The 22,947-nt window shown below is 39.8% G+C and carries 22 protein-coding genes and 1 pseudogene; 15 read left to right on the forward strand and 8 right to left on the reverse strand.

Going from position 1 to position 22,947, the window contains the following annotated elements; translation table 11 throughout:
* Positions 1-23 precede the first annotated feature (23 nt).
* Entirely contained in the window at positions 24-254 is a 231-nt protein-coding gene (locus MTT29_RS02065) for a hypothetical protein (RefSeq protein ID WP_103573818.1), read from the reverse strand.
* A 282-nt stretch (positions 255-536) separates the two neighbouring features.
* Between MTT29_RS02065 and MTT29_RS02070 the strand changes: the two genes are divergently transcribed.
* The 8 genes from MTT29_RS02070 (at position 537) to MTT29_RS02105 (ending at position 8,981) form a co-directional block, all read left to right on the forward strand.
* Entirely contained in the window at positions 537-2,297 is a 1,761-nt protein-coding gene (locus MTT29_RS02070) for a response regulator (protein WP_429799619.1), read from the forward strand.
* 94 nt (positions 2,298-2,391) lie between these two features.
* Entirely contained in the window at positions 2,392-3,297 is a 906-nt protein-coding gene (locus MTT29_RS02075) for an AEC family transporter (protein WP_148785350.1), read from the forward strand.
* Between the two features lie 63 nt (positions 3,298-3,360).
* Positions 3,361-3,687, forward strand: a complete 327-nt coding sequence (locus MTT29_RS02080) for a hypothetical protein (protein WP_021085558.1) — start codon at positions 3,361-3,363, stop codon at positions 3,685-3,687.
* Positions 3,688-3,696: 9 nt separating this feature from the next.
* Complete coding sequence (locus tag MTT29_RS02085) at positions 3,697-4,359, forward strand: response regulator transcription factor (RefSeq protein WP_002940533.1); 663 nt, start codon at positions 3,697-3,699, stop codon at positions 4,357-4,359.
* Positions 4,352-5,521: a sensor histidine kinase gene (locus MTT29_RS02090; protein WP_429799620.1), complete on the forward strand. Its 1,170-nt coding sequence runs from the start codon at positions 4,352-4,354 to the stop codon at positions 5,519-5,521. The genes MTT29_RS02085 and MTT29_RS02090 overlap by 8 nt, the downstream gene beginning before the upstream one ends.
* Before the next feature lie 128 nt (positions 5,522-5,649).
* On the forward strand, positions 5,650-7,125 hold the full coding sequence (locus MTT29_RS02095; protein WP_429799621.1) for an aldehyde dehydrogenase family protein: 1,476 nt from the start codon (positions 5,650-5,652) through the stop codon (positions 7,123-7,125).
* A gap of 127 nt (positions 7,126-7,252) precedes the next feature.
* Positions 7,253-7,969 carry a metallophosphoesterase gene (locus MTT29_RS02100; RefSeq protein WP_429799622.1) on the forward strand — a complete coding sequence of 239 codons (717 nt, stop codon included), beginning with the start codon at positions 7,253-7,255 and terminating at the stop codon, positions 7,967-7,969.
* Positions 7,956-8,981 carry a hypothetical protein gene (locus tag MTT29_RS02105; protein WP_429799623.1) on the forward strand — a complete coding sequence of 342 codons (1,026 nt, stop codon included), beginning with the start codon at positions 7,956-7,958 and terminating at the stop codon, positions 8,979-8,981. The genes MTT29_RS02100 and MTT29_RS02105 overlap by 14 nt, the downstream gene beginning before the upstream one ends.
* Positions 8,982-9,057: 76 nt before the next feature.
* Here MTT29_RS02105 and MTT29_RS02110 read toward each other — a convergent pair whose 3' ends face one another.
* Both MTT29_RS02110 and MTT29_RS02115 read right to left on the reverse strand, forming a co-directional pair.
* Positions 9,058-9,885 carry a YihY family inner membrane protein gene (locus tag MTT29_RS02110; RefSeq protein WP_429799624.1) on the reverse strand — a complete coding sequence of 276 codons (828 nt, stop codon included), beginning with the start codon at positions 9,883-9,885 and terminating at the stop codon, positions 9,058-9,060.
* A gap of 3 nt (positions 9,886-9,888) precedes the next feature.
* Entirely contained in the window at positions 9,889-10,611 is a 723-nt protein-coding gene (locus tag MTT29_RS02115) for a plasminogen-binding N-terminal domain-containing protein (RefSeq protein WP_429799625.1), read from the reverse strand.
* 114 nt (positions 10,612-10,725) lie between these two features.
* Between MTT29_RS02115 and MTT29_RS02120 the strand changes: the two genes are divergently transcribed.
* The 7 genes from MTT29_RS02120 (at position 10,726) to MTT29_RS02150 (ending at position 18,599) form a co-directional block, all read left to right on the forward strand.
* Positions 10,726-11,895, forward strand: a complete 1,170-nt coding sequence (locus tag MTT29_RS02120) for a peptidoglycan DD-metalloendopeptidase family protein (RefSeq protein WP_429799626.1) — start codon at positions 10,726-10,728, stop codon at positions 11,893-11,895.
* 9 nt (positions 11,896-11,904) lie between these two features.
* Complete coding sequence (mgtE, locus tag MTT29_RS02125) at positions 11,905-13,272, forward strand: magnesium transporter (protein WP_429799627.1); 1,368 nt, start codon at positions 11,905-11,907, stop codon at positions 13,270-13,272.
* Positions 13,257-13,841 carry an NUDIX domain-containing protein gene (locus MTT29_RS02130; protein ID WP_103578625.1) on the forward strand — a complete coding sequence of 195 codons (585 nt, stop codon included), beginning with the start codon at positions 13,257-13,259 and terminating at the stop codon, positions 13,839-13,841. The genes mgtE and MTT29_RS02130 overlap by 16 nt, the downstream gene beginning before the upstream one ends.
* Positions 13,842-14,004: 163 nt before the next feature.
* Complete coding sequence (locus tag MTT29_RS02135; RefSeq protein ID WP_429800443.1) at positions 14,005-16,122, forward strand: RNA degradosome polyphosphate kinase; 2,118 nt, start codon at positions 14,005-14,007, stop codon at positions 16,120-16,122.
* A gap of 257 nt (positions 16,123-16,379) precedes the next feature.
* The gene (locus MTT29_RS02140; RefSeq protein WP_429799628.1) at positions 16,380-17,012 is read left to right on the forward strand and encodes a nucleoside recognition domain-containing protein; all 633 of its coding nucleotides are present in this window, start codon (positions 16,380-16,382) and stop codon (positions 17,010-17,012) included.
* Between the two features lie 3 nt (positions 17,013-17,015).
* Entirely contained in the window at positions 17,016-17,471 is a 456-nt protein-coding gene (locus MTT29_RS02145; RefSeq protein WP_002942766.1) for a YjiG family protein, read from the forward strand.
* Positions 17,472-17,480: 9 nt separating this feature from the next.
* A complete protein-coding gene (locus MTT29_RS02150; protein WP_429799629.1) occupies positions 17,481-18,599 on the forward strand; it encodes a M20/M25/M40 family metallo-hydrolase in 1,119 nt (372 codons plus the stop codon).
* A 59-nt stretch (positions 18,600-18,658) separates the two neighbouring features.
* Here the strand turns inward: MTT29_RS02150 and MTT29_RS02155 are convergent.
* From MTT29_RS02155 to MTT29_RS02175, 5 genes and pseudogenes are all read right to left on the reverse strand, one after another.
* A pseudogene (locus MTT29_RS02155) lies at positions 18,659-18,936 on the reverse strand (menaquinone biosynthesis decarboxylase); the annotation flags it as partial.
* Between the two features lie 342 nt (positions 18,937-19,278).
* Complete coding sequence (locus MTT29_RS02160) at positions 19,279-20,082, reverse strand: 3'-5' exonuclease (RefSeq protein WP_107832441.1); 804 nt, start codon at positions 20,080-20,082, stop codon at positions 19,279-19,281.
* Complete coding sequence (gene rpe, locus MTT29_RS02165; RefSeq protein WP_103567484.1) at positions 20,079-20,726, reverse strand: ribulose-phosphate 3-epimerase; 648 nt, start codon at positions 20,724-20,726, stop codon at positions 20,079-20,081. The genes MTT29_RS02160 and rpe overlap by 4 nt, the downstream gene beginning before the upstream one ends.
* Before the next feature lie 9 nt (positions 20,727-20,735).
* The gene (locus MTT29_RS02170) at positions 20,736-22,109 is read right to left on the reverse strand and encodes a hypothetical protein (RefSeq protein WP_429799630.1); all 1,374 of its coding nucleotides are present in this window, start codon (positions 22,107-22,109) and stop codon (positions 20,736-20,738) included.
* On the reverse strand, positions 22,106-22,852 hold the full coding sequence (locus MTT29_RS02175; RefSeq protein ID WP_429799631.1) for a hypothetical protein: 747 nt from the start codon (positions 22,850-22,852) through the stop codon (positions 22,106-22,108). Before MTT29_RS02175 ends, MTT29_RS02170 begins: the two co-directional genes overlap by 4 nt.
* Positions 22,853-22,947: the final 95 nt, after the last annotated feature.

Below are 22,947 nucleotides of genomic sequence, written 5' to 3' on the forward strand. Positions count from 1 at the left end.
TACCGTAAATATTATTAAACACACTAATCCCAAAAACTATACCCGTTATCGCTTACAGCTTGCGCTACGGCTTGCGAGCCGTATAAATTTATATCTATCTTTTTATTGTCAGTTATTTGATTTTGGCTCGTTTGCGTCCTCATCTCGTGGCGATCTTGCACAACTTTATCTACAGATCCAGCCGTAGTTTGCTCGCCGATAGCGCTGGAGCCGTTTTTTTGTCTACACTTAAGCCTGTTTTTCTGCTTATCCATTTTCTTAGCCTAGAGTCAACTATGAAATTAAATATATCTTTTATCACGCCTATTATCGCTTAGTTATGAAATCTATAACCACCGCAAAAGCCCTTCCTACCGTTCGACCAGCATCGGCAAAACCCGCCAAGCTCTCCTTGGTGGCTTCACTTTTGGAGAAAACGAGCTAAAACAATCGACCATTTATACTTACATATTAATCGAACCTCGGGCACCATTAAAAACTTAAACATTTTATAAATTTAGCCGATATTGTTTGCAACATCTTTAAAAGGATTTTAGATGAATGTCACACCGCAAAAGTATGATTTTATAAATTTAAATGATTTGCAAAATCTTTCCAAAAGATTTTTAAATCATAGCGATCACAATAGTTCAAAAGTAAATTTAAGCCAGTTTAACGAGCTTTATGAAGCAAATAGAACAGACACCATCTACATAACTGAAGCTGATATCAAAGAATACAACAAACGTCTAGCAACACAAAAAGCAGAAGAAATTTTAAAAGACTACTCGCAAAATTTAATAAACATCAACAACAAATTTTACTCAGATGAAACTTCTAATGGCTTTAGCAAAAACGCCTACTTTAAAAATATAAACGCCACAGATGATGCTACCATGCTACCTGTCTTAAAAAGTGGCTACTTAGAAAATACAAAATTTAAAAATTTAAACGACTACGCCCACTCAAACACACTAAAGACAAATTATGGTGAAGTGGAAGTCTTTTTAGATATTTACGGCGATAACGACGAGCTAGGCGTTGGAAAGCTAGAAAACAATAGCGCACTTTTTAGCTTTGATAGTAATAATGACGGCACACTAGATCAAAAAGATATACTCTTTGACAAGCTAAAAGTAAGAGGATACGACAAAGATGGAAATGAAAAAATAACAAATTTAAGTGACGTCACGGCTAGAGTTGATCTTAGGCAGTTTATCAGCACAAATGTCATAAATCACAACCAAATAACAAGAGAAGAACTAAATCATAAAGCGGTGATCACAAACAATCCCGATCTTTACGTAGATACAAAAGAGATCGATCACAGGCACTCCTACTACGCCTCAGATCCAAATACCTTGTTTGCTGCTGAAAATAGATATGAAAAGATAGGTAAAAATGATATAAATAATTTCTTTAAAAAATATGCTCAAAATAACGGCTGGGTCGATCTAAGACACAATAATATCTTTGGCAAGGATAGCTCTTTTAAAAATTTCGCTTACACAAAAATAGGCTTTGATGATACTGCGAGACTAAGCGAATTTAACCCGATCATCGAGCCAAGCAAAGAGCACAAAAAAGATGAAAATTTCTCATACACAAAATTTCAAAAAGATAGTTTTATGAAATTTTATAATGACTACAACGCTGAGCTTGATGCACATAATAAGACGATAGAAAATCTTAGCGCCAATTTAAAGAAATTTGACGAAAATGCGGACGCTTACATATCAAAGCTTGAAGATACAAAATCAGCCAAGATGATCGCAATGGAAAATGAATTTAAGCAAGCAACTGGGCTTGATTTTAGTATCTCAAATTTAAAAAAGGTAAAAAAGGCTTTTACTACAAATGAAGCCACAGCTGCCACTGCACTGCGAGATAGCGATAGCGTCATAGCTATGAAGCTAAATCAAGATGGCACGATAAGACTAAAATTTGATAGTGGCAGAGAACTAGACGCAAATGAGCTTTACAATGACACTGGCAAGCTAAATACGCCAAGCGAGCTAAAAACTAGCGTAAATTTAGAGACAAAAAAGATGGATAATGCGCAGCTAAATAGCCTAAATTTCAAAGACATCGGCGTCATGCAAAACGGTAAGATCACAAGCCTAAAAGATGCTGGTGCGATCGCTATCATCAACTTATCAAATAAATTTGAGAGCAAATTTTTAATCAGCCTAAATAGTGGCAAAAGCATATCTGTAAGAGAAATTTATAATATCAGTTATCTTGAAAACGATCTAAAAAATAAAGAAAAGATAGATGAGAGAGATAAATTTTACAAAAAGGTTGATGCTAGGGTTTAAATTTAAGAGTAAAATCCAAAAAAGTTTATTGTAATTTAATCTTTTGGGGCATATAATCAATTCTTTGTAAATTCCAAACTTAAAAGAGACTGCTATGAATTTCACACCACTTTTTGCAATATTTTTCATAATCGCAACTGGTTTTTTTGCTAAAAAAGTCGGCATTGTTGAGCAAAAGCACTCGATCCCTTTTGTGGATTTTGTCCTTTGTTTTGCAATGCCTGCGCTAATCTTTGATAAAATTTACCACGTAAATGTCGATGCCTCGCTTATAAATACGATCTTAATCGGCTTTGCCTCAACCGCCATTAGCGCTGTTTTGGCATTTGTCATAGGTAAGGTTTTTAAATTTACCAAAATAACAACCGTCAGTATGGTCATGCTAAGCCTTTTTGGTAACACCCTATTTGTCGGTATGCCTGTCATTCAGGGCTTCTTTGGCGACGAGATGGTAAATGAGGTCATCTTTTACGATCAAATAGCCACTGGTATCCCACTTTCGATCCTTGGACCACTCATCCTATCTTTTGCCGCGCCTGAGAAGGTTTCGCTATTTCAAAATACAATGAAAATTTTAAAATTTCCACCATTTATAGCGCTTATTATGGGTCTTATTTTAAAAGAAGTTCCACTTCCAGATTTTATCTTTGCGCCACTTAGGATGTTTGAAGGTAGCGTCACTCCAGTCGCACTTTTTGCGATCGGCGTTGGTCTTAACTTTAGTAGTATCACAAGCTCATATAAAGGCGTTAGTGTCGTGCTTTTGTGTAAGATGATATTGCCAGCTATCGTATTTTTCATCATATTAAAAGTCTCAGGCATCCAGATGAGCAAAACTTGGGTCGTTGGTCTCTTTCAATGTGCGATGCCGACATCAGCCCTTGCAAGCGCGATGGTCATAAAAGCTGGACTTGATAGCTCACTAGCCATCTCATCAGTTGCTATTGGCGTGCTTTTTTCATTTATCACGCTTCCAGTTATCTATTTTGTATTTGCGTAAATTCACACTTATTTCACACTAAGTGACTACAATTGCAACATAATTTAATTTAAAGGAGACTTTATGAAAAAGTTAATCTTAGTTGCACTTGGTGCTATGTTTATGTTTGGCGGTCTTGCAAATGCTACTGAAATGATGCAAAAGGACAAGATGGGCAAAGATGAGATGATGAAGAAAGAGCAGATGATGAAAGATGATATGTCTAAAAAACATCCTGTCAAAAAACACGAAGCTAAAAAAGAAGACATGGGCATGAAAGACGAAATGAAAAAAGACGACATGGGTATGAAAAAAGACGACATGGGCATGAAAGACGAAATGAAAAAAGATGACATGGGTATGAAAAAAGACGACATGGGCATGAAAGACGAAATGAAAAAAGGCATGTAAAGGCACTTGATGGTCAGAATTTTGCTTGTTGAAGATGATGAAACATTACTTGATCTAATAAGCGAGTATCTGGGCGAAAATGGTTACGATGTCACCACTACAAACAATGCCAAAGACGCACTAGATCTTGCATACGAGCGAAATTTTGACCTACTTATACTAGACGTCAAACTCCCGCAAGGCGACGGCTTCTCCCTACTTTCATCGCTACGTGAGCTTGGCGTCACAACACCTAGCATATTTACCACCTCGCTAAACACCATAGACGACCTTGAAAAAGGCTACAAAAGCGGCTGCGATGACTATCTAAAAAAGCCATTTGAGCTAAAAGAGCTACTTATCCGCATGCAAGCTCTCATAAAAAGAAATTTCTCACACCAAAACGGCGAAGATATCAAAATTTTAGATGATCTTTGCTTTCACCCACAGAGCAAAACTCTAAGTAAAAACGGCGAAAATGTAAATATCTCGAGCAAAGAGAGCGACCTGCTCGCCCTATTTTTGCAAAACAAGGGCAAAATTTTAACCAAAGATGAAATTTTTAATAAAATTTGGAAATTTGACGAGGAGCCAAGCGAGCTTAGCCTTCGTGTATATATCAAAAATTTACGCCAAATTTTAGGCAAAGATGCCATTTTAAACAAGCGTGGAGACGGCTACATCTATGTCTGAAAAGACGCAAATTTTATTTAAAATTTTATCCCTCTATCTTGTTAGCTCCGTGCTCTTTCTGGGCTATTTTTTCATAAACGACTACAAAAATAAAAAAAATGCGCTCATCTTAAATGAGGTCAAAATGCTAAAAGAGATAAAGATGGGCATTTACATGAAAGCTAGAATGAATGGACTTGACTCAATCTCAAGTCTAACAAAAGAAAAAGGCGTGCATGCTTGCATCGTGCTAAAAAATGATGAGAAAATTTACAAAGACTTTGACTGCCAAAAGATAGACAAAAGTAAAAATGTAAATTTGATCGGCGGCAAGGTCTCGATATTTGAAAAGATCCAATACATGGATGACAACGCCACAGACGAGCTATCGCACGCTGATATTTTTCTAGTTGGCAAAGATATCAAGGTTGAAATTTTATCTTTGCAAATTTCAACCACACTAAAGGCGCTCTTTTTCCTTTTCGCCCTGCTCTTCATCGCCTTTTACCTCGCAAAACTAAGCCTAAAGCCACTTTATGAAAAGATAGATACGCTAAATCACTTCATAAAAGACTCAACGCACGAGATAAACACGCCTCTAAGCGTCATTTCTATGAGCATAGAAACGGCCGATCTTGAAAACCTAAATGAGCGAAATTTAAAGCGTTTTAACAACATCAGCCTTGCCGCAAAGAGCCTAGGCAGCATCTATGACGCGCTCGTTCATTTAAGTTTTAACCTTGATAGGCCAAGCAAAAAAGAGCTAATAGATCTAAATTTGCTAACCACGCAAAGGTTAAACTATTTTTCACCATTTTTTGCCAAACGCGGACTTAAGATAGACGCTAGCCTAAAGCCTAGTTTTATAAACGCAGACCTTGAAGATGTGAGTAAAATTTTAGACAACCTCTTAAGCAACGCCTCAAAATATGCAGCGCCAAATTCAAAGGTTAGCATCATTTTAGAGCCAAATTTCTTTAGCATAAGCAACACTGGACGTGGCATCAGTAAAGAGCAGCAGATGAAAATTTTTGATCGCTACACGAGATTTAACGACGATCAAGGCGGCTTTGGCATAGGGCTAAATTTAGTAAAAGAGTGCTGCAAGAAAAATGGCATCGCCGTAAAATGCCAAAGTGAGCTTGATGGCGAGACTACATTTTCACTATCTTGGCAGAGTTAAATTTAAAACACCGCCCTATTCTAAACAATAAAATTTATTAAAAAATAGAATTTATATCCAAAATTTATTTTTGATAAATTTTATTAATATTATAATCCTTTTACAAAATCTTAATCAAGGAGAAAAGTATGAAACTACTTGAAAAATACGGGCTTTTCATAAATGGTGAGTGGCGTGACGCAAAAGACGGCGCTACACTTGATGCCAAAAATCCAGCAAACGGCGAGCACCTTGCAAAGATCGCTGACGCTACCGAAGAAGATGTAAATGACGCAGTTCGTGCTGCACGTGAGGCTTTTAAGAAATTTAAACACACCACAATTAGCGAGCGTGCAAAGCTACTAAACAAGATCGCTGATATCATCGACGAGCACAAAGAGCACCTTGCAAAAGTCGAGAGTATGGACAACGGCAAGCCGATTAGAGAGACGCTAAATGTCGATATCCCTTTTGCAGCCGAGCATTTTAGGTACTTTGCTGGCGTTATCATGGGCGAAGAAGGCAGCGCAAACGTGCTTGACGAGAAGCAACTCTCTATCGTTTTACGCGAGCCAATAGGCGTTGTGGGTCAGATCGTGCCTTGGAATTTTCCATTTTTAATGGCAGCTTGGAAGCTAGCTCCGGTGATCGCAGCAGGCGATGCGAGCGTGTTTAAACCTTCAAGCGAGACAAGCCTAAGCGTGCTTGAGCTATTTAGGCTGATAGATAAAATTTTGCCAAAAGGTTTGATAAACATAGTAACAGGCAGAGGCAGCAAGAGCGGCGAGTGGATCAAAAACCACCCAGGCCTTGACAAGCTAGCATTTACTGGCTCAACCGAGATCGGCCGTGATATCGCCATAGCTGCTGCACGTCGTATCATCCCAGCCACACTTGAGCTTGGCGGCAAGAGCGCAAATATCTTCTTTAGCGACGCAAATTTAGACAAGGCGCTTGACGGTCTTCAGCTTGGAATTTTATTTAACCAAGGTCAAGTTTGCTGCGCAGGGTCTAGAATTTTCGTAGAAGAGAGCTTTTATGATAAATTTATCGAGGCTGCTGTTAAGAAATTTAGCACCATAAAAGTTGGCGATCCGCTTGATCCTAAGACTCAAATGGGCTCTCAGATCAATAAAAAACAAGCCGAGCAGATCTTAGAGTACGTAGAGATCGGCAAAAAAGAAGGTGCAAAAGTAGCAGTCGGCGGCAAAGCCTACACCGCAAATGGTTGCGACAAGGGCGCATTTGTCGAGCCAACGCTGCTAGTTGATGTGACAAACGATATGAGAGTGGCTCAGGAAGAAATTTTTGGACCAGTTGGCGTCGTCATCAAATTTAAAGATGAAGCCGAGCTTATCAAAATGGTAAATGACAGCGAATACGGCCTTGGTGGCGGAATTTTCACACAAGACATCACAAAAGCACTTCGAGTTGCAAGGTCTATGGAGACTGGCAGAGTTTGGATCAACACTTACAACCAAATCCCAGCAGGAAGCCCATTTGGCGGATATAAAAACTCAGGTATCGGCCGTGAGACGCATAAGATCATACTTGAGCACTACACTCAGATGAAAAACATCATGATAGACCTTACTGGCAAAGTAAGCGGCTTTTACGCACAATGATTTTAGGGGGTTTTGCCCCCTCTACTGCTTTAAATTTCATAAATAAAATTTCATTCTAATTTTATCAGCAATTAACAATCTTTATTTTTAAGCTTAATAGACTAAAATTTGCGCCAAAGGAGAAAATTTGAGCGAGCAAATTTACATTATCGGCGACGTTCACGGCTGTTTTAACACACTTTTAGAGCTTATCAAGCAGTTTCCAAACAAAGAAAAATCTCAAATTTGCTTTGTTGGCGACGTGATAGATCGTGGGCTTTTTAGCTGCGACGTGGTCGAACTTATCATGCAAAATGACTATAAAATAGTAATGGGAAATCACGAGCGAAGGCTGCTAAACAATAAATTTGAGTTTTTAAACAATAAAGTGCCATTTGACAGGAGCTGGTTCTTTGGAAATGGTGGCGAGGCGACATATAGATCATATCTTGGACAAAGCACAGAGTTTAAGCAAAGGCATGTGGATTTTTTAGAAAGCAGGCCAGTTTATCTGGAATTTAAAGATTATAAAACCCAAAATGGCGAGCATCTGGTAGTCTCTCACTCAGCCGTTGGCAATATGTGGGAGCTAAGAAACGATAAATATGCTAGCGAAGAGTTTAGAAGGCACCTGCTCTCAGGTAGAGGCGATGAGCTACAAGTTAGTGGCATATTTAATGTCTATGGGCACACGCCAGTAAGAGAGGTAAAATTTTATAAAAATAGCGCAGATATCGACACAGGCTGTGTTTTTAACGAAGTTGGTTTTGATAAACTAAGTGCGTTAGAGTTTCCATCGATGAAAATTTATACGCAAAGAAATGTCGAAAATTTTAATAAAAAGGATAAAGATGTGGTTTTCTAAAAAGAGTTCTAGCTTTGCTAGCAGAGTTGATAAATTTTGGAGCGAATTTGGTAAAAATTTAGACGTCATCAAGCGTAATTTAGAGGATAAAAATTACGAATCTGCAAGTAAAATGACTGAAGAGGCGCTAAATTTATGTTTAGTAGATCCAACCTTTATGATAGGTCTTGTTAATGACAAGATCGATCTAGTGCTCACCCCAGAAGGGATGAAATATAGGCTTTTTTGGCTTAAATTTATCAAATCACGCATGCCAAAAGAGTATGAAGCAAAACTTACTTGCACGCTTGGCAAACCACGTGCACCACGCGAAGTAGCAACTATACAGATGTATGGCGTGAGTGTTGATGCAAACGAGGTCATGGTCTATGCAAATTTTGAAGAAAAAAGCGTGGATATGTGCCTATATAACGAAACTTTAAGCAAGCTAAAAAGCGAAGATGAAAACAAGGCCTACACGCTAGCTTTCATACTTTGCGACAACGTTGTTGGCGAGACAGCGATGATAAACACGCTTGGAGACTTCGAGATCGTAGATGAGCCAAGAGAAAAAGGCGTCGCACTTACCGACTTTGCCGATCTTATAGATGATAAATTTGGCAAAGAGGCATCAAGCGAACCGCTTAAGCAGTTTAGCTTTTATGAGCTAGAGCCTCGCTCAGATGCACTAAGAGATGATGTATTTATGGGATATACGAGCCTAACTACGCTACTAAATGAGTACTACGACGGAGCAAGCGATGCTTACAATGAAGCTTTCGAGCTTGGCATAAATTTCTGCTTTTTAGCGCTAGATCACGGTGGCGACGTGCAGTTTGGTGTTGATAGCAAAAACAAGATAGAAGATGAGCTAGAAGGTAGTACTTTTTGCGAAGGCATGGGCGCAGCGACTGGCACTAAGCACTCTTATGTTGATCTCATCTGCTTTGATAAAGACGAGCTTGAGAAAAAGGCTAAAGAATTTAGCAAAGAGCTTGGTATAAAGATAGAAATTTGCGAATTTAAACGCTGATACTACATAAAATTTTACATAAAATAATACATATGCTAGCTGGTAAATTTAAAATTTCACCAGCTAGCACAAACTATCAAATTTTTCCTTTAAATTTAGAGCTATTTGAGAGATAGGCGCAAAACTTAAGCCCATATAAAAAGATGATCCACGAGATGTAGATCCACACAAAGAAGAAAAGTACGGCTGAAAATGAGCCATAGACGCTTAAATAGGTCTTGTTGTAAAGGACGTAATAGACAAAGGCTGACTTGCCAAGATACCAAACGAGTGAGGCGGCAAACGAGCTAAAAAACGCGCTTTTAAATTTTATCTCGTCATTTACTGAGATAAGATATGTGACGCAAAATATCACCCAAATGATGAGATATGGCACGATGCTTAAGAAATTTATCCAGCTTGTAAATTTAGTCGAGTTTAGCATCTCTTGCACAAGGCTTGAGAGGTAAAAACTACCAGCAAGTCCGAGTGGCGCAAGCGTGATGAGCGTCCAGTACGAGCTAAGTGCCGACCAAAATCCCCTAGCCTTGCTAGCTCTTGTCACTTTTAAGACTACGTATTCATAATCGCTAAAAAACATAGCCGAAGTAAATATCATCGCCACAAAGCCAACTATGCCTAAATTTCCGCTATTTTGGAGGAAATTTTGCAAGTAGTTTGAGATGATCTCTTGATTGCTTGGCAAAAGAGCTGAGAAGACAAAGTCTTGAATTTTGGCGTAATAATCCTCAAAGCTAGGCAGTTTTGTAAAGATAGAAAACGATATAAGAAGTATCGGAATGATCGATAAAATCGTATGAAAACTAAGACTTGCTGCGTAGTGAAAGAGCTCTTTGTCCTTAAGAGCAGCTAGCAAATTTAAACTACTCTTTAAATCGCTCTTACTTAAGGACAAACGGCTCATTGATCAGTTATCTTCTTCAAAAAGTTTTTCGTAGTGAGCGTCGTAGTTGTTGATGTGCTCGCTATTTAGCTTCCAAAATACAGTGTCTATGTCGCTAACTCTTGTATAAAATGGTAGTTGATAATACTCAACTTCGCCAGTTTTAAACTCTTTTAGCACTTTAAAGCTTTGGCAATCAGCAAAAACGCTTCTGCCATCCATCGCGACAAAGATAAGACCAGCTGCACTTTGAGCGCACATCTTTCTAAAGTCGTCTCTGCTTGGATTTGGCTTGTATTCGTAGCTTAAGTATGCTCCAACAAGGTCTGGATGGATAAATATCATATTAGGAAATGCGCCTAAAACCTCTTCATAAATTTCTTTATTTGGCACGACAATTAGTGAGCGGTTATAAAGGTAGTTTAGCACGACTATATCGCCACTTGCAGGTGCGATGCCAGGGAGTGGGAGAGCCTTTTGCTCAAGCAGGTCAAACACCTCAAATCTAACCTTCGCAAAGCCGGCATTTTTAGAGACAACGCTCACTCTTGCGATGATAGAGCTATCAGTGTCAAATTTGTGAAGCACGATACCGCTTGATCCGATCAAAATTTCAGGACTATCAACTATCGTTGCTGTGCCGTCACTCTCGACGCTAATAAGAGGAGTTCTATACTCATTTAAAGAAAAATCAGCCCCAAAAGCAAAGCCAAAAAACAGCGATAAAATCACGATTATACGTTTCAAAAATATCTCCTAAGTTTAAATTTTTAGAGCGATTATAGCCTAAAATGCTTTATCTTTTGCAAAATTAAAGCAAGTTTTAGTTAAAATCCCCTCCAGCTTTTTAAAAGGATATCGATGCCTCGTATATTTGTGATTTTTGCAATATTATGTATAAATTTATATGCCATAAAACCAACTGTTGATGAGCTTAGTTGGCCAAATGGCAGCAGCTTTTTAAATTTTCTTGAAACAAATAAAATCCCACTTTCACTTTATTACAACCTAGCAAGCGAAGATCAAGAGCTAACAGAAGAGATCATCGCTGGCACAAAATATCAAATTTACAAAGACGATAACGGCGAGGTTAAACAAGCTCTCATCCCCGTTAGTGACGAGCTTCAGATACATATTTATAGAGATGACAAGGGTAAATTTCAGCTTGAGTTTATCCCGATCTTATACCAAAGCGAAGATAAAGTTTTAGCCCTAAAAGTCGATAAATCAGTCTCTGAAGATATCTTTGACTACACTGGCTCTGGCACGCTAGCACTTGGCTTTAAAGAGGTTTTTAGCGGCAGCGGGATCGATTTTAAAAAGATAAACAAAGGTGATACGATCGCTATCGTTTATAACCAAAAACTACGCATGGGACACTCTTTTGGCACACCTGAAATTTACGCAGCGATGATAGAGACTAAAAACAAACGCTACGTGATGTATAAATTTGAAGATAAATTTTATGATAAAAACGGCAAGAAAAACGATAAATTTTTGCTCGTTCGCCCTCTTGCAAACGCAAGAATCACATCAAATTTCACTCTAAAAAGATGGCATCCGATCCTTCAAAGATATAGAGCGCACCTTGGAGTTGATTACGGTGCTCCAAAAGGCACACCGATCAAGGCTGCAGGCGATGGCACGGTAAAATTTGTTGGACAAAAGAGCGGCTACGGCAGAACCGTCATCATCTCTCACGCTGGCGGCTACGAGACACTTTATGCCCACCTAAATGGCTTTGCAAAGGGCATAAGAAGCGGTCTTAGAGTAAAACAAGGCACGCTAATAGCATATGTTGGTACAAGCGGCATGAGTACTGGCCCTCACCTACACTTTGGCCTCTATCTAGGCGGCAAGCCGATCAATCCAGAAAGCGCCATCAAGGTCGTAAAAAATATAGAAGACAAAAAAGAGTCGGCTAAATTTAAAGCAGTCATAAATAGAAATGATGAGCTGATAAGACAAGCTCTAAGCAACGACAAAGAGTATCACAAGGTGGAATTTTTCCCTAACGTAATAGATTTTTAAAGGTAAAACTTGAGCCAAGAACTAGAAGAAGCAAAAGAGCTGATAGATCAGCACTTAGATGAAAATTTAGAAGACGGCGAGCTCTCCCCTTACGAGCTAGCCCAGCATCTTAAAACACTTAAAAAGCACGATGAAGAGCTTTTTGCTCAGTACCTTGAAAAGCTAGATCCTGAAATTTTGGGTGATGTGGCGATAGAACTTCCTGATCACATGCTAAAAGACGTGATCGACACGCTCCCAGCTGAAAAGATCGTAGAAGCGCTTGAAGAGCTAGAGAGTGACGATGCGACAGACCTACTTCAATACATCGAAGATATCGACGAAGACAAGGCTAGAGAGCTTTTTAACGAGCTAGATAAAGAAAATCAAAACGAAATTTTAAGACTTAGAAGCTACGATGAAGATAGAGCTGGTGCGCACATGCAAACAGAGCTATTTTCAGCTCATCTTGAAGAGAAGCTTGGCAGCGCAGTTGCAAGACTAAGACAAGAGAAGCAAGAAGGAAAACTAGAAAATGTCTCGCAGCTTTTCATCATCGATAAAAATAGCGTCTTGCAATACGCCATCCCACTTGAAGATCTCATCCTCTTTGACTTTACAAAGACGCTAAAACAAAATATCGAATCAACCCAGATCGACCACTACAAGCCTCACATGGCAAACGATATGGATCTCATGCAAGATGTCGCTGATATGTTTCAAGAGTACGATCTAAACGTTATCGCAGTTACAAGTAGCACTGGAATACTGCTTGGTCGTATCACATATGATGATATCCACGACTACATCCAAGAGAGCGCAACAGAGCAAATTTATAACCTAGCCGGCGTTGATGACGAGTCAGAAGAGGACGATACACTATTTAAAGCGGGTCGTGGCCGTGCGGTTTGGCTTGGTATAAATTTACTAACAGCACTCTTTAGCTCATCTATCATCGGACTTTTTGACGAGACGATCGCAGCTTACGTCGCACTTGCCGTGCTTATGCCAATAGTCGCTTCAATGGGTGGCAACACTGGTACGCAAGCACTTGCTGTTACGGTTCGCCGTTTGGCACTTGGCGAGATAGAATTTAAAGATGCAAAGAGCGTTTTAAAGCGTGAGGTGACTATCTCACTCGTAAATGGCCTCATCTTTGGCACTATCATGGGCGTCATCGCCGCTGTTTGGTTTGACAAAGGCATGCTTGGAGTAGTCATTGGCCTTAGTATGGTTACAAATTTATTCTTTGCTGGCTTTTTTGGCACGATCATACCTTTGACGCTAAGGCGCTTTAACATCGATCCTGCCGTTGGCTCGGCGGTCATTCTTACTACATTTACTGATGCGATAGGATTTTTTAGCTTTTTAGGACTTGCAAAATGGATACTACTATAACAAATTTAGAAATTTTACCTCTTGGTGAGTCAAAATACCTAAAGCCATTTAAGATGAAATTTAAACAAAATGGCTTGCAAAGGGACTGGGACTGCGTCAAGGTGATGAATAGCGTTAGTATATTTTTGTATCACGAGCAAAAAGATGCATTTTTGTTTGTCAAGCAGTTTCGTCCAGCCGTTTGGTACTCGCAAGAAAAAGAAGGCATCAAAACAAACGAGCAAGGCTTTACCTATGAGCTTTGTGCAGGGCTTATGGATAAGGGGCTAAGCGAAGAGCAAACAGCTAGAGAAGAGGCGGTCGAAGAGGTCGGATATGAGCTAAAAGAGATGGAGCGCATCACGATGACGTATGGCGCTTTTGGCTTTGGCGGCAACATGCAAACGATGTTTTACGCAAAGATCGATGAGAGCATGAAGGTAAATGCAGGCGGCGGCATTGACGGCGAAGATATCGAGCTAGTTTTTATAAAACGAGAAGATATGATGAAATTTGCCTTTGACGAGAGCAAGGTCAAGGGCTTTGGGCTCATCTTTGCCTACTTGTGGTGGGAGAAATTTAAAGGCTAAAAAGAGACCTTTTTGATAAGCGCAAAGACAACAACCGCCACAACAAAAATGCCAACCAATATAATGTAATCCGACATAAAAAACCTTTACGTTTAAAATTTGCACTATTGTAACTAAATTTTTAACAAAATAAGAACTTTATAACCGCACATATCATAAAATAATCAAAAATCATAAGGAGAAAATGATGAGCGAAAACGAAACTCTTTTTATCAACCGCGAATTAAGCTGGCTACGCTTTAACTCAAGGGTGCTCGCTCAGTGTGAAAAGGATATACCTTTACTTGAAAAGTTAAAATTTATAGCCATTTATATGACAAATCTTGATGAATTTTATATGATAAGAGTGGCCGGTCTAAAGCAGCTTTTTGCAGCTGGCGTGACGACAAGTAGTAGCGACGGCATGAGCCCGCTTGATCAACTACGTGAGATCAGAAAATATCTTCAAGATGAGCAAAATTTGGTCGAAGCTCACTACAAAAGCACCGTAGATGCGCTTAGTAAAGAGGGTCTTTTTATCAAAAACTACGACGAGCTTGATAATAGCTTAAAGCAAAAATGCGACGAATACTTTTTCTCAAACATCCTGCCAGTAATCGTGCCTATCGCTGTTGATGCGACTCATCCATTTCCGCACCTAAACAACCTTAGCTTCTCGCTAGCCGTTAAGCTTGCTGACATCGAGCATCCTGAAATTTTAAAATACGGCATGATAAGAATTTCAAGAGTTTTGCCAAGATTTACCCAGCCAAGTAACAACGTTTTCGTGCCTATTGAAACAATCGTGCACCGCCACGCAGAAGAAATTTTCCCGGGATATAAGCTCATTAGCTCAGCTGCCTTTAGAGTGACAAGAAACGCTGATATCGTCATAGAAGAAGAAGAGGCAGATGATTTTATGATGATACTTGAGCAAGGGCTAAAGCTTCGTAGAAAAGGGGCTTTTGTGCGTATGCAGATAGACAAAGACGCTGACGCTGATATCTTAGAGTTTTTAAATTTTCATATGAAAATTTTTCACAAAGATATCTACTTTTCAAGCATCCCGCTCACACTTAGCTCTCTTTGGGAGATAGCTGGGAGCAAGAACTTTAGCCACCTAGCAAACACACCCTACGCCCCAAAAACCCTGCCTCCATTTGGCAACGGTGTCTCGATCTTTGATGCCATAGACAAAGAGGACGTGCTGCTAGTTCATCCATTTGAGAGCTTTGATCCAGTCGTTAGCTTTATAAGAGAGGCTAGCAAAGATCCAAAGGTGATCTCTATACGCATGACGCTTTACAGAGTCGATAAAAACTCGCCGATCATTCAAAGCCTAATAGACGCTGCAAGCGACGGCAAACAAGTAACCGTGATGGTCGAGCTAAAAGCAAGGTTTGATGAAGAAAATAACCTTCACTGGGCAAAGGCACTTGAAGATGCTGGCGCGCACGTGATATATGGCATCACAGGCTTTAAAGTCCATGCAAAAGTTAGCCAAGTGATCCGCCAGATCGGCGATAAACTCAAATTTTACATGCACTTTGGCACTGGCAACTACAATGGTAGCTCGGCAAAAATTTACACTGACGTAAGCCTATTTACCAGCAAAGAGGAATTTAGCCAAGATACGACCTCATTTTTTCACATCCTATCAGGATATAATAAAAACCGCCGTCTAAACGCCCTTAGCATGTCGCCCTTTCAGATAAAAGAGCGCATCATCGAAAAGATAAGAGTGGAGGCTAGCAAAGGCAGCGAGGGCAGGATCATCGCCAAAATGAACGCGCTAATAGACGAAGACGTGATAAACGAGCTTAGCCGTGCCTCAAACGCAGGCGTGAAGATCGACTTAATCGTCCGAGGTGTCTGCGGACTAAGGCCTGGCGTAAAAGGCAAAAGCGAAAATATCAGAGTTCGCTCGATCATCGGTAAATACTTAGAGCACGCTAGAATTTTATATTTCAAACACGCTAATCCAAAAATTTACATCTCAAGTGCTGACTGGATGCCACGAAATTTAGAGCGTCGCTTGGAGCTCATGACGCCTATCTTTGAGCCAAGACTGCAAGAGAGGCTGCTTGAAATTTTAGAGCTTCAGCTAAGCGATAATGACCTAGCATTTGAGCTACAAAATAACGGCGAATACACAAAAGTAGCTAGACGCGAGGGCGAAAAAACGATCTCTTGCCACGAAGTTTTAGAAAACTACATCTCTAAAATTTACAAATCCGTCAAAAAAGACACCGACAAAGCAAAAGCAGATATGCTTGCAAGCAAGCTTTTAAAAGAGAGCTAAAAGATAAATGGCTTTTAAATTTAAGTTTAAAAGCCATTTTTACCATAAATCCTAAATCTTAAATCCAAATTTTTAAAATTTCATATACTTTAAATTTACATTTTAAGCCTTTGTAGTGCTAACTTTTATCACATAATAATTTTTATATATAAATTACTCATAAAATTTCATAATTAATTATCAAATTTTATATTTTAAATATTACATAAGCATAGGCGTTATAATATTTAAACAAATTCCAAATCAAAGGAGGCTTTATGAAAGAGAGTAGTGATACTAAAAAACTCGTCATCGGTACGATCACTCTTGCAATTGCGATCGTTTTCTTTGGAGGTTTTTTACAAAACACCTATGGTGGTATCTTTGACTTTAGCAAACTAGCAGGTCAATTTCCAGAATGGTTTAAAACAGGAAGTGGCACTAGCGCAAAAGGTGGCTTTTTATTTGCCCTTAGCCTCGCCCCTGCCGTTATGCTCGCACTTGGTTTTGTCGCTATTTTTGAGAAATACCATGCACTTTACGCAGCTTCAAGACTACTAACGCCTGTTTTAAAGCCACTTATTGGCATACCAGGATGCTGCTCTATCTCTTTGATAGCAAGCACACAAAGCACCGACGCAGGTAGCTCAACAGCTAAATTTTTACGTCAAGATGGTCTCATCTCGCACAAAGAGCTTCTCATCTTTGCAGCGTTTCAGTTTAGCGCTGGTGCGATGATCACAAATTTCTTATCTTCATTTGCACCTGTTTTACTAGTGACCGACAAAGCTGGCAACACAGCCCCTGCTACCATAGCCATGGTGCTTGGCATAGTCTTTGTCTTTAAAATTTTAGGAGCAAATTTGATGAGACTTTATGTCAAAAAATTTGTCAAAGAGAACGAGGAGTAAGAGATGACTGAAAATAAACTAATAACCGACGTATTTGTAGAGGGCGCTAGAAAAGGCTGGGACATCGCCGTAAAAAACACTATCCCAAATGTGCTTATGGCCTTTGTCATCATCCACATCCTAAAAGTATCTGGCGCGCTTAGCGTGATAGGCAAATTTCTAGGATTTATCATGCTCCCACTTGGTCTTCCAGGTGAGTCCATAGCCGTTTTCATGGCTGCATTTTTGAGCTGGGGTGGCTCAGCGGGCGTGCTAGTTGCGCTTGTGGGAGACGGTACGCTAAATGCAAACGATATCGCTGTCTTGCTTCCTGGCATGGCGCTAGTTGGCTCAACTGTGCAGTACATGGGACGAGTTTTAGGCGTGCTTGAAGTACCAGGCAGACACTATCTAGTACTCTTTGGGATTTGCATCCTAAATGCCTATTTAGCGATGTTTGTGATGAGCTTGCTCGTATAAGGATAAAAGATGAAAGATAGTGAAATAGACAAATATTTGGCTGATCTAAAGGAGCTAACCGATATCGAAAGCCCAACTTCAAGCATCGACGGCGTAAACGAAGTTGCGGCTTGGTTTAAAAAAAGGGCTGAAATTTTAGGCCTAAAAAGTAGGAGCATAAAGCTTGGCACCGACAAGGTCGCTCCTTGTATTTTCATCTCAAACGACCTTGAGGCAAAAAGCTACGACTTTTTATTCATCGGGCACATGGACACCGTTTTTCCTGTAGGCACAAAGGCTGATGTGCCATTTAGCAAGATAGATGAGCGCATAAACGCACTTGGCGCGATCGACGATAAAGGCGGCAGCCTACTCTCGCTTTACGTCACCAAAGAGCTTGATCTTAGCAAACTAAAGATCGGCCTCTTTTTAAACTCTCACGAGGAGACTGGCTCAAATTTCGCCAAAGACGCCATAAGAGAGCTAGCCAAGAAGTCTCGCTACGCCCTAGTCGTCGAGCCTGCAAGAGAAGATGGCTCGATGGTGGCTACTAGAAAAGGCGTGATCTCTTATGTGCTAAATTTCCGTGGCGTTAGCGCGCACGCTGGCAACCACCCAGAGCGCGGACGCTCAGCTGTCGTGGAGGCTGCAAATTTCATCGTTGAGCTCTCAAAACTCACTGATTTTAAGGCAGGCCATACATTTAATAGCATAATGACAAAAGGTGGCGACGCCCAAAACGTCGTGCCAGACTTTGCCAGTGTGACATTTGAGATGAGATATCGCCATGCTAGCTCGGTGGAGTTTTTGCATAAGAAGATGGATGAAATTTTATCTCATCCGATAGTGCCAGAAGTGAGCTGTGAGCGCATACTCATAAACGAAGAAGGACCGATGATAGACGAGGTAAATTTACCAAATATCAAAAAGATCTTTGACGAGGCTGCGAAGGCCACTGGCACAAAGGTTGCTTGGGTCGATGCTGGCGGACTAAGTGATGGCAATATCAGCGCATCGGCTGGTTGCCCTACGATAGACGGCCTTGGTCCAACTGGTGGCAACATGCACACAAAAAACGAGTATCTAGAGATAAACTCGGTAGTCAAAAAGTGCAACCTAATAGTTGAAGCGATCAAAAAACTTTCGTAGTTCAGGCAAGCTATATGCTTGCCTAATTTTTAAATTTATAACATTACAGCGATCAAAACCTACCCAAATATCTCAAATTTATGAAATAGCTCTGGCTCATCTTTTACCACGCCTCGTCTAATAAGATCAGCCACCACTTCACGTTCGCAGTCAGTTTGCATAGGCCAACCACGCATGTAGCACTCCAGCTCACTCTTGCTCGTCGCATCCACGCAGAAATTTTTGATTTCACCACGCAAATAGGCGTTTTACTCTGCTTTTTAAACTGCCTAAGCTCCTTAACATTTGGCGCAACGCTTTGAATTTTAGCCAAAAGTTTATCATCACTTAAAAGGCTAAATTTAACCCCAAATTTAGCTAGTAATTTTAGCAAAAGTAAAATTTCACATTAGCACAAGCTCTAAATTTAGCTACAAAAGCAAAACCGCCTAGCAAACTGCGTTATCGATAGCGACGGATTGGCTATTTTACGCATACAAAACTGGCTTTCACGAGAAATTTATCAAAATGGCAAAGTTGTTTTAAGGATTTTGTAAAGATCGGCGTGTATGCGGATAGACCGCGGCGTTTTTGAAAGCACGATGATTGCAAACTGCACTAATATAGATAGTTTCTTTAAAAAATCGCACCTAAATCAAATTTCTAAATTTCAAGCCAAGCAGCTTAAATTTAAAACGCCCTACTCCAAAGCTTTTAAAACTGGCTCTGGTTTTAGTTTTACGCTTGGGGCATTTTTGCTAAAGTTTATGAGATCTTCTGTCGTTTGGATGCTAAAAGGTAGGCGCTTGAGGCAGACTTTAAAGATTTCAGCTGCTGCTATAGCGTCATTTAGGGCTCTGTGGTGGGTGTTATTTATGCCAAGGAGTTCTTTTAGCGAGCCAAGGCCGTATTTTTGCGAGGCGATGGTGCGGCGGCTAAGATCGATGGTGCAAAGCTTTCTGTTTAGCAGTATGCCAAGACCGATCTCATTTAGACTATGCGAGATAAATCCGTAGTCAAAATTTACGTTGTGGGCGATAAAAACGCTAGTTCCAAGAAAAATTTTAAACCGCTCCAGCACGTTTAGCAAATTTGGCGCACCGACTAGATCGCTTGCTCTTATGCCAGTTAGCTCCGTGATATTTTCAGGCACCACACTAGCTGCCACAAAGCTTTCAAAGCGCCCTATTTCAGTGCCATTTTTCATTTTTATAGCGCCTATTTCGATGATCTGGCCATTTGTCGTGCCACCAGTCGTTTCGATATCCACGACGCAAAATTCCTGCTCGCTTATATCTCTAAATCTCGTGCCAAGCTCGATCTCGTTGCTTTCATTTCTAGTGATGTCAAGCCCAAGAGTTCGCCACATATCAAGGTCACGCACGTCAATGAGCGATGAAATTTCCTCAATATCGCTAAATTTTAAGATAAACTCGTGATAGCCTAAATTTTCCCTAGCTAAAATTTCAATGCTATTTTCTAAACGCTGTTTTTTTGGTTTCAAAACTCAAGCTTTATGGCGCGAATGGCTTGTTCGTAAGAATTTGATGAGAAGATATAGCTGCCAGCCACCAAAACATCAGCCCCAGCCTCTTCAAGATCAGGCGCATTTAGTCCGTTTACGCCGCCATCTACTTCGATGAGGCACTTGGCGTTTTTGCGCTCTATTAGCTCTCTTAGTGCCCTTGTTTTCTCAAGCACGACTGGCATAAATTTCTGACCACCAAAGCCAGGATTTACGCTCATTAATAGCACCATATCGACTTCATCGATGATATGCTCGATCGCACTAACTGGCGTGTGTGGATTTAGCACGATGCCAGGACCAACGCCGTTTTTTCTGATGTGATCGATGAGCCTCATCGGATGCTTCTCTTCTTCGATGTGAAAGGTTAGAAATTTTGGTTTTAGTGGTAAAAAAAGATCAGCAAAAAATGAGTTATTTTCAACCATTAAATGTATGTCAAGTGGCTTTGTAGCGGCCTTTGCAACGGCACTTACCACGACTGGTCCGATGGTTAAATTTGGCACAAAATGCCCATCCATAACATCAACATGCACCAGATCGCACCCAGCCTCGCAAATGGCTCTTATCTCAGCTGCCAAATTTCCGAAATCAGCCGACAAAATACTAGGTGCAACGTACATTTTAAATCCTTATTTACTTATAAAAATCACGCCAGTTTGGCTCTCTTTTGCATTTAATGTGGCAAAAATTCCACTGCTTGCTCTATCGAAAAACATCTCATTTTCGAAAAATTTAAAGTTGCTAAGTTTTACCTTTAAATTTCTCTCGATGAAAATATCTAAAATTTTGCTTGCAATGATACTAAAAATTTGAGAAAATCCGCTTAAACAGCCACACTCCAGATCGCCATTATCTGAAAAAATGGAGCAAATTTTGCTAAGCTTGTCCTTTTTAACGCCAAGCAAAATTCTCATCTGTACGTCGCCATAAAAGAGCACACAAGCCCGCAAATAGTCATTTTCGCCCTCTACATTAAAGTTGCTAATCTTTGCATCAAGGCATAAAATTTCACTCTCTATCAAAGGCGAGAGCACGTCTGTGACGCTTGAGATCACAAGTGGCAAAAACTCAACTAAGCTTTTATTCATCTTTGTGGGCTCTATATCGATAAGGCGCTTTTTAAAATAGAGCGTCGAGTCATCTTTGAAAAAATCATCCATCTTTTTATATAAAAGTATCTTTGCCGCTTTTAAATTTGAGGCAAGTGTCTCTGAGATGTTGCCCTCATTTAAGCCACAAATCGCCACTATAGCACCACTTTTTTGGCTCAGCTCAGATAGCTTTATCAAAAAACTAGCACCTATGGTATTTAAAGCACCGACCGAATCAGACCAAAAAACAAAGAATTTAAAGCCTATCTTTTGTAGTCTTTCGTGAAATTTATAGTCAAAATTCTGCACAAAAGAGCTATCTATGAGCCCTACCGTCTTGTAAATAACGACGTCGCCTCTTACAAAGGTGCTAAACTCTTTTTTGCCTAAAACGATGTGATTTAGGGTGCTGATGGTATATTTGTAAGCTTGCTTGGCGGCGTTAAATTCTTCCACGCTTTTTACAAATTTACACTTGTAGCACTTTTGCTCCAAAAGCGAGTTGATGTAGTCTTTATACTGCTCATTTTTGTTATAAATCACGATAGCTTCGCTACTATCTGCTAGCGTATCGTTTAAAAACAGCGTCGCAACTCTTTCATTTTCAAAGAGTGAAAATCTCAAAATATTTTTTGAAGTCTTTGCCACAAGCTCGTAAAAAGTATCGTCATAGTCGCAAACTGCAAACTCAGCGCCTATCTGCTTAGCTATGTCTGAGAGATGCTCGCACGTGCTATTTAGCCAAAGCGGGCTAAAAAAGGTGACATTTTTTAATGAAAGCAAAATAGCACTTATCTGCCTTGCGCAAATTTGCTCCACATCGGCCTTTTTGATACTTGAAGGGGTGATATTAACCTCCAAAAATCCAAATGGCCTAACAATGGCCAAAGAGCCCTCAAAAGTTACTTTCATTTTCTAAGAGCCTTTTTTAAATTTATAACCATATCAGCCGAAGCATGGACGCTAACATCAGTGATCCTATCTATGCCAAAGTCAAAAAATTTAGCAGTGCTAGCCTCATAAGAGAGCAAAATTTTAAAGTATTTTAAAACCAAAACCTCTTCTCTAGTGAGCCTATCGCTCTCCCATCCTGCAAGCTTTAAAAGCACTCCAAATAGCGAAATATCAAACCTTCGCTGCAAGATCCTATCAAAGCTCATATCAGAAAAACCAACGATATGTTTAAGTGAGTGTGGATACTTCAAAAAGATCAGCTCGCAAAATATAAGCAAAATTAGCGCGTAGGCAGCTAGAAACAAATTTTTTTGATTTTTTAGCCCAAGATAGTTTAAAAGTTTGCTCCAGTCAGATAGGAATTTGGCATTAAACTCCGTCATCGAGTGTAAATTTACACCAAAATTTTTATATCTTTTTGGAGATTTGATAAAAACAAAATAAGAGCAAATTATCATTTTTAGGTTGTCTATGCCTAGCGGATAAGCCATCGCATAGATATCTCTAGTGTGGTTTTGAACGCCAAAATCGCCTAAATTTACTATCGTAGCAAAGTACGCTTTAAAAGTCTCACTACCCCTCAAAAGTTCCATAGCAGCAGTGATGTCGCCCTCATCCAAGTGCTTTTGACACTCATAAAAAGCATCGGGCATTTTATAGATAAAATTTGAAATTTCATCTATTTGATTTTTAGTTAGCATTTTGTTTTACCGATTTTTTATTTTGGGGCTATTTTAGCCTTAATTAAATAAAAAATCAACAAAACTTATAAATATAAATGTTCATTTTAAGCAAT

The organism is Campylobacter concisus (assembly GCF_050447485.1).
GTDB lineage: Bacteria > Campylobacterota > Campylobacteria > Campylobacterales > Campylobacteraceae > Campylobacter_A > Campylobacter_A concisus_BQ.

What these genes read in the sequence shown, in the direction of transcription:
- MTT29_RS02065 (WP_103573818.1), bottom strand. Translation starts at nt 254, where the DNA reads ATGGATAAGCAGAAAAACAGGCTTAAGTGTAGACAAAAAAACGGCTCC.
- MTT29_RS02070 (WP_429799619.1), top strand. Translation starts at nt 537, where the DNA reads ATGAATGTCACACCGCAAAAGTATGATTTTATAAATTTAAATGATTTG.
- MTT29_RS02075 (WP_148785350.1), top strand. Translation starts at nt 2,392, where the DNA reads ATGAATTTCACACCACTTTTTGCAATATTTTTCATAATCGCAACTGGT.
- MTT29_RS02080 (WP_021085558.1), top strand. Translation starts at nt 3,361, where the DNA reads ATGAAAAAGTTAATCTTAGTTGCACTTGGTGCTATGTTTATGTTTGGC.
- MTT29_RS02085 (WP_002940533.1), top strand. Translation starts at nt 3,697, where the DNA reads ATGGTCAGAATTTTGCTTGTTGAAGATGATGAAACATTACTTGATCTA.
- MTT29_RS02090 (WP_429799620.1), top strand. Translation starts at nt 4,352, where the DNA reads ATGTCTGAAAAGACGCAAATTTTATTTAAAATTTTATCCCTCTATCTT.
- MTT29_RS02095 (WP_429799621.1), top strand. Translation starts at nt 5,650, where the DNA reads ATGAAACTACTTGAAAAATACGGGCTTTTCATAAATGGTGAGTGGCGT.
- MTT29_RS02105 (WP_429799623.1), top strand. Translation starts at nt 7,956, where the DNA reads ATGTGGTTTTCTAAAAAGAGTTCTAGCTTTGCTAGCAGAGTTGATAAA.
- MTT29_RS02110 (WP_429799624.1), bottom strand. Translation starts at nt 9,885, where the DNA reads ATGAGCCGTTTGTCCTTAAGTAAGAGCGATTTAAAGAGTAGTTTAAAT.
- MTT29_RS02120 (WP_429799626.1), top strand. Translation starts at nt 10,726, where the DNA reads ATGCCTCGTATATTTGTGATTTTTGCAATATTATGTATAAATTTATAT.
- MTT29_RS02130 (WP_103578625.1), top strand. Translation starts at nt 13,257, where the DNA reads ATGGATACTACTATAACAAATTTAGAAATTTTACCTCTTGGTGAGTCA.
- MTT29_RS02140 (WP_429799628.1), top strand. Translation starts at nt 16,380, where the DNA reads ATGAAAGAGAGTAGTGATACTAAAAAACTCGTCATCGGTACGATCACT.
- MTT29_RS02145 (WP_002942766.1), top strand. Translation starts at nt 17,016, where the DNA reads ATGACTGAAAATAAACTAATAACCGACGTATTTGTAGAGGGCGCTAGA.
- MTT29_RS02150 (WP_429799629.1), top strand. Translation starts at nt 17,481, where the DNA reads ATGAAAGATAGTGAAATAGACAAATATTTGGCTGATCTAAAGGAGCTA.
- rpe (WP_103567484.1), bottom strand. Translation starts at nt 20,726, where the DNA reads ATGTACGTTGCACCTAGTATTTTGTCGGCTGATTTCGGAAATTTGGCA.
- MTT29_RS02170 (WP_429799630.1), bottom strand. Translation starts at nt 22,109, where the DNA reads ATGAAAGTAACTTTTGAGGGCTCTTTGGCCATTGTTAGGCCATTTGGA.
- MTT29_RS02175 (WP_429799631.1), bottom strand. Translation starts at nt 22,852, where the DNA reads ATGCTAACTAAAAATCAAATAGATGAAATTTCAAATTTTATCTATAAA.